Origin of the sequence: Micromonospora psammae (genome assembly GCF_036902725.1) — a bacterium.
GTDB lineage: Bacteria > Actinomycetota > Actinomycetes > Mycobacteriales > Micromonosporaceae > Micromonospora.
The window spans coordinates 64820-71249 of the sequence record NZ_JBAKHM010000007.1; the positions used below are offsets into that span (position 1 = coordinate 64820).

The 6430-nt window shown below is 70.7% G+C and carries 3 protein-coding genes; 1 reads left to right on the forward strand and 2 read right to left on the reverse strand.

Going from position 1 to position 6430, the window contains the following annotated elements; translation table 11 throughout:
* Positions 1-47 precede the first annotated feature (47 nt).
* A complete protein-coding gene (locus tag V6U79_RS12525) occupies positions 48-5102 on the forward strand; it encodes an NAD-glutamate dehydrogenase (protein ID WP_334614752.1) in 5055 nt (1684 codons plus the stop codon).
* 61 nt (positions 5103-5163) lie between these two features.
* Here the strand turns inward: V6U79_RS12525 and V6U79_RS12530 are convergent, their stop codons facing one another.
* Together V6U79_RS12530 and V6U79_RS12535 are read right to left on the reverse strand one after the other, a co-directional pair.
* A complete protein-coding gene (locus tag V6U79_RS12530) occupies positions 5164-5892 on the reverse strand; it encodes a class F sortase (RefSeq protein WP_334614753.1) in 729 nt (242 codons plus the stop codon).
* Position 5893: 1 nt separating this feature from the next.
* On the reverse strand, positions 5894-6430 hold a 537-nt coding region (locus tag V6U79_RS12535; RefSeq protein ID WP_503629759.1), incomplete at its 5' end, for a GVDTG sorting domain-containing protein.

The window sequence follows — 6430 nt, forward strand, 5'->3', positions numbered from 1 at the left end:
AGCGGCAGAGTGACCCACAACGCGGTGGGTCGAGGGGAGTGGCACCGATGGACCGGCGTCCGGCGTTCAAACCGGGACCCGACCTCCGGCAGGCTGACACCGGCCGGGACGACAACTTCGATTCGGCGACCGACGGGGACGGCCCCGGCCGACTCGACACAGGAGTGACCGGCAGGACCGGTTCGAGTATCGACACCCTCTACGAGCTGGGGCATCCCGCCGAGGCCCTCGGCGACGACGTGGAGGACGCGGAGCTCGACGAGCCGGTACCCAACGCGGAGCGCCTGGTCGCCCAGGCGATGGCGTTGGCCGGTGAGGATCACGACGCGGCGGCCCTGGTGGGCCGGTTCTGGCGGTTCGCGCCGGACGAGGAGCTGATCGGGTTCACCGCGGAGGAGATGCTCGAAGCGGCCCGGGCGCACCGCGACCTGGCCCAGCAGCGGGTACCGGGGGAGCTGAAGCTCCGCATCCACGAGCCCCACGCCGAGCAGCACCACACCGTGATCGAGATCGTCACCGACGACATGCCGTTCCTGGTCGACTCGGTGACCGCCCTGCTCAACGCCCACCACCTCGACGTCCATCTGCTGGTGCACCCGTTGGTGGTGGTCCGGCGGGAGCCGCTGGGCCGGCTCACCGAGGTCGCCGCCGACGTGGAGCCCGACGACGCGATCGCCGGCGATCTGGTCGAGAGCTGGATGCGGGTCGAGATCGACCCGGTCCGCGACGCCGGTCACCGCGAGCAGTTGCGCCGCGAGTTGCAGCGGGTGCTCACCGACGTCCGGGAGGCCGTCGAGGACTGGCCGAAGATGCGCCAGCGCGCCCTGGCCCTCGCCGACGACCTGGCCGCCGCGCGGACCTCGGACAACCGCCCACCGGTGCCGGAGAAGGACATCACCGACTCGGTGGAGCTGCTCCGCTGGCTGGCCCACGACCACTTCACCTTCCTCGGCTACCGGGAGTACCGGCTGGTGGACGAGTCGGGCGAGGGCGGTCCGGCGCTGGAGGCGGTGCTCGGCACCGGGCTGGGCATCCTGCGCTCCGACTCACCGGAGGTCCGGACGCTGTCGTCGATGACCCCCGAGGCGCACGAGAAGGTGATGGAGAAGCGTCTGCTGATCATCACCAAGGCGAACTCCCGGGCGACCGTGCACCGGTCGGCGTACCTGGACTACATCGGCTTCAAGATCTTCAACGAGGCCGGCGAGGTGGTCGGTGAGCGGCGCTTCCTGGGCCTCTTCTCGACCGCGGCGTACCGGACCAGCGTCCGCGAGCTGCCCGTGGTCCGCCGCAAGGTGGCCGAGGTGCTGGACCGCTCCGGGCTGAGCCAGCGCAGCCACTCCGGCAAGGACCTGCTCCAGATCCTGGAGACCTACCCGCGCGACGAGCTGTTCCAGATCAAGACCGACGACCTGTACCAAGCGGTGATCGGTGTCCTGCGGATGGCCGGTCGCCGGCAGCTGCGGGTCTTCCTGCGCCGGGACGCGTACGGGCGGTTCATCTCCTGCCTGATCTACCTGCCCCGGGACCGGTTCACCACTCAGAACCGGCTGCGCATGCAGGACATCCTGCTGCGTGAGCTGAACGGTGTCGGGGTGGACTACACCACCCGGGTGACCGAGTCGATGCTGGCCCGGGTGCACTTCATCGTCCGGACCGACCCGGCCAACCCGCCCGGCGACATCGACGCCGACCTGCTCGCCGAGGAGCTGGCCGACGCCACCCGGCTCTGGGACGACGACTACCGGCTGGTGCTGGAGCGCAAGCTCGGCGACGAGCAGGCCAAGCACCTGTTCAGCCGGTACGCCGACGCGTTCCCCGAGGGCTACAAGGACGGGCACACGCCGTACGAGGCGATGAAGGACCTGGCCAAGCTGGAGCTGCTGGAGGAGCCCGGCCAGCTGGAGATGCACCTGTTCCGCAAGCAGTTGGCACCGCGGACCAGCCTGCGGGGCGCCGTCGTCGACGAGACGATGGACGTCCGGTTCAAGGTCTACCGGTACGGCGAGCCGATGATGCTCTCCGCCGTGCTGCCGGTGCTGCACTCGCTCGGCGTCCGGGTGGTCGACGAGCACCCGTACGAGGTGGACCGGGTCGACGGCCGGGTCTTCCTCTACGACTTCGGTCTGCGCCTGCCCGAGGCGCACCAGGAGCTGGCCGAGGTGCGCCCGCACGTGGAGAACGCGTTCGCCGCGGCGTGGCGGGGCGAGGCCGAGGTGGACGGCTTCAACGAGCTGGTGCTGCGCGGTGGCCTCACCTGGCGGCAGGTGGTGGTGCTGCGCGCCTACGCGAAGTACATGCGCCAGGCCGGCACCGTCTTCTCCCAGGACTACATGGAGCAGACCTTCATCGCGTACCCGAAGATCGCGGCGCTGCTGGTCGAGCTCTTCGAGGTGCGGTTCGCTCCGGGTCCGATGAGCATGCAGGAGCGCCGGCAGCGCGGCGACGAGCTCGTCACCGCGATCGGCGCGGCCCTCGACGACGTGGCCAGCCTGGACCAGGACCGCATCCTGCGGGCGTACCTGACCATGATCCAGGCCACCCTGCGGACCAGCTTCTACCAGAAGCCGGTCGGCGGTCGGCCGAAGTCGTACGTCGCCTTCAAGCTGGACCCGCAGGCGATTCCCGACCTGCCGGCGCCCCGGCCGAAGTTCGAGATCTTCGTCTACTCGCCCCGGTTCGAAGCTGTGCACCTGCGGTTCGGGCCGGTGGCCCGCGGCGGGTTGCGCTGGTCCGACCGGCGGGAGGACTTCCGCACCGAGGTGCTGGGCCTGGTCAAGGCGCAGATGGTGAAGAACGCCGTGATCGTGCCGGTGGGCGCGAAGGGCGGCTTCGTGCTCAAGCAGAAGCCGGGGGACCGGGACGAGGCCGTCGCCTGCTACAAGGAGTTCGTCGGCGCGATGCTCGATGTCACCGACAACATCTCCGCCGGTGAGATCGTGCCCCCGACCGATGTGGTGCGGCACGACGACGACGACCCGTACCTGGTGGTGGCGGCGGACAAGGGCACCGCGACGTTCTCCGACGTCGCCAACGAGATCTCGGCCGCGCACAACTTCTGGCTGGGCGACGCGTTCGCCTCCGGCGGTTCGGCCGGCTACGACCACAAGAAGATGGGCATCACCGCCCGGGGCGCCTGGGAGTCGGTGAAGCGGCACTTCCGGGAGATGGGCCACGACACGCAGACCCAGGACTTCACGGTGGTCGGCGTCGGCGACATGTCCGGCGACGTGTTCGGCAACGGGATGCTGCTCTCCGAGCACATCCGGTTGGTGGCCGCCTTCGACCACCGGCACATCTTCCTCGACCCGGACCCGGACGCCGCCAGTTCGTACGCCGAGCGCAAGCGGCTGTTCGACCTGCCCCGGTCGTCCTGGGAGGACTACGACCGCAAGCTGATCTCGGAGGGCGGCGGGATCTTCCCGCGTACCGCGAAGTCGATCCCGATCACGCCGCAGGTCCGCGCGGCCATCGGGCTGGACGACGACGTCACGCAGCTCAGCCCGCAGGAGCTGATGAAGGCGATCCTCACCGCGCCGGTGGACCTGTTCTGGAACGGCGGCATCGGCACGTACGTGAAGGCGTCGAGCCAGACCAACGCCGAGGTGGGCGACAAGTCCAACGACGCGATCCGGGTGGACGGCAAGAGCCTGCGCTGCCGGGTGGTCGGCGAGGGCGGCAACCTGGGCTGCACCCAGCTCGGCCGGATCGAGTACGCCCTGACGGGCGGGCGGATCTACACCGACTTCATCGACAACGCGGCCGGCGTGGACTGCTCCGACCACGAGGTGAACATCAAGATCCTGCTCAACACGGCGGTCGCCGACGGCGCGCTGGACGTCCCCGAACGGGACGATCTGCTCGCCCAGATGACCGACGAGGTCGCCGAGCTGGTGCTGCGGGACAACTACGACCAGGCGCGGGCGATCAACAACGCCCAGGCCCAGGCCAGTTCGCTGCTCCCGGTGCACCGCCGGATGATCAACGAGCTGGAGCGGGCCGGTCAGCTCGACCGCGCGCTGGAGGCGCTGCCGCCGGACGAGGAGCTGGCGGTCCGCACCGAGTCGGGGCTGACCGCGCCGGAGTTCGCGGTGCTGCTCGCGTACGTGAAGATCGTGCTCGAGCGGGAGATCCTGGCCGAGGGCCTGGCCGACGAGGAGTGGACGACCGACATCCTGGTCAACTACTTCCCGACCCCGATGCGGCAGCGCTTCGCGGACCGGATGTCCCAGCACCGGCTGCGGCGCGAGATCGTCACCACCGTGCTGGTCAACGAGGCCATCAACCGGGGCGGCATCTCGTTCGTCTTCCGGGTGGTCGAGGAGACCGCGGCGTCCGCGGCGGACGTGATCCGGGCGTACGTCGTGGTCCGCGAGGTCTTCGGGCTGGGCCAGCTCTGGGACGCCGTGGAGGCGCTGGACAACAAGATCTCCCCGGAGTTGCAGACCAGCGTCTACCTGGACACCCGTCGGCTGGTCGACCGGGCGGTGCGCTGGCTGGTCACCAACCGGCGCTCGCCGATCGACGTGCCGGCCGAGATCGCCCGGCTGCGGGACGGGGTGGCCCGACTCCTGCCGAACCTGGAGGAGCGGTTCTACGGCAGCGAGCGCGAGTCGCTGGCGGCGCACATCGACTCGATGTCCGCCAAGGGGCTGCCGCGCGAGCTGGCCGAGCAGGCGACCCGGCTGATGTACAGCTTCGGCCTGCTGGACGTGGTGGAGACCGCCACCACCACCGGACGGGACGTCGGCGAGGTGGCCTCGGTCTACTTCGTCCTCTCCGACCTGTTCCGGGTCGACTCGCTGCTGTCGAAGATCTCCCTGCTGCCGCGGGAGGACCGCTGGCAGACGCTGGCCCGGATGGCGCTGCGCTACGACCTGTACGCCGCGTTGGCCGCGCTCACCGCGGAGGTCCTCGGCTCCACCGCGGACAGCCTGCCCCCACACGAGCGGGTGCAGGAGTGGGAGGAGTCGAACGCCACCTCCATCCACCGGGCCCGCCGGGCGATGGGTGAGTTCGACGAGTCGCGGGCGGACCTCGCCGCCCTTTCGGTGCTGCTGCGCCAGATCCGCACCCTGGTGCGAACCTCCGCCGCGGCCTGACCGTGCACGTGCCTGCGGCGGGCCGGGTGTTCCCGGCCCGCCGCAGATGTGTCCCGGCGCTTCAGGCGGTCATCGTGGCGTAGACGACCACGTTGCTCAGGTAGCTGGCGGAGGCCTTGTCGAAGGTGCCACCGCAGGTGACCACCCGTAGCCCCGGTCGGTCGCTCGGGCCGTAGACCCGTTCCGTGGGGAAGGCCGTCTTCGGGTACGACGTCACCTCGTCGACGATGAAGGTCGCCTTCGTCCCGTCGGTGCGGGCCACCGTGATGAGGTCTCCCCGCTGCATGGAACCCAGCTCGAAGAAGACGGCCGGGCCGAGGTGCACCGAGTCGACGTGCCCGACGATCACGGCGTTACCGGCCTCGCCGGGGCTGGAGCCGGGTTCGTACCAGCCGGCGCGCTGGGCCTGGTCCAGCGGAGGCACCTGGACGGTGCCGTCGGGGTTGGTGCCCAGTGCCATGACCTCGGCGTCCACCCCGATGCGGGGGATGGAGATGGTGGTGGGTGCGGACCGGGCGAGCGGCGCGACGGCCGGCCCGTCAGCGGGGGATGGGCCGCCCAGATCACCGTCGGTGACCGGCGCGGTGGCCAGGGGATTGCCCTGGGGAGTGGCCTGGGGAGTTCCCTGGGGAGTGGCCTGGGCCGCCGGTTGCGGCGGGCGGGGCGGGGGAACGGTGCGCAGCGACGCGCCGATCATCCCGGCACCGCCCATGGCCAGCAGGACGACGACGGCCGCGCCGGCGGCGCGCCACGGTTTCCCGTGACGGCCGCCGGCCCGTGTCGCCGTCAGATCAGACGAGCCCATTGGCCCGACGACGCCGCATCAGCACGATGCCACCGAGGGCGGCCGCGCCGATCATGCCCGCACCAGTGGCGGCCATCTCACGGTCGGCCCCGGTGGTGGCCATGCCACCGTCGCCGCCGTCCACGCCACCCTTGGGCAGGACCACCAGCTTGCCCTCGCCGCACGAGCCCTTGAGCTCGTATTCGCCGGGACGGGCGTCCTTGTCGACCTTGGCCTCGCCGTAGTAGACGAAGTCGTAGTCCCGGTCCTTGTGGTCGCGGTCGCGGTCCCGGTCCCGGTCGCGGTCCCGGTCGCGGTCGCGGTCGCGGTCCCGGTCGTAGTCCCGGTCCTTGTGGTCGCGGTCGCGGTCACGGTCCCGGTCGTGGTCCCGGTCCTTGTGGTCCCAGCCGTCGTGCCGGTCCCAGTAGTCCCGGTCCTTGTGGTCGCGGTCGCGGTCGCGGTCCCGGTCACGGTCCCGGTCGTGGTCGCGGTCCTTGTGGTCGCGGTCGCGGTCACGGTCCCGGTCGTGGTCCCGGTCCTTGTG

Bases quoted from the DNA above. Each gene is read 5' to 3' on its own strand.
- V6U79_RS12525 (WP_334614752.1), top strand. From the start codon at position 48: ATGGACCGGCGTCCGGCGTTCAAACCGGGACCCGACCTCCGGCAGGCT.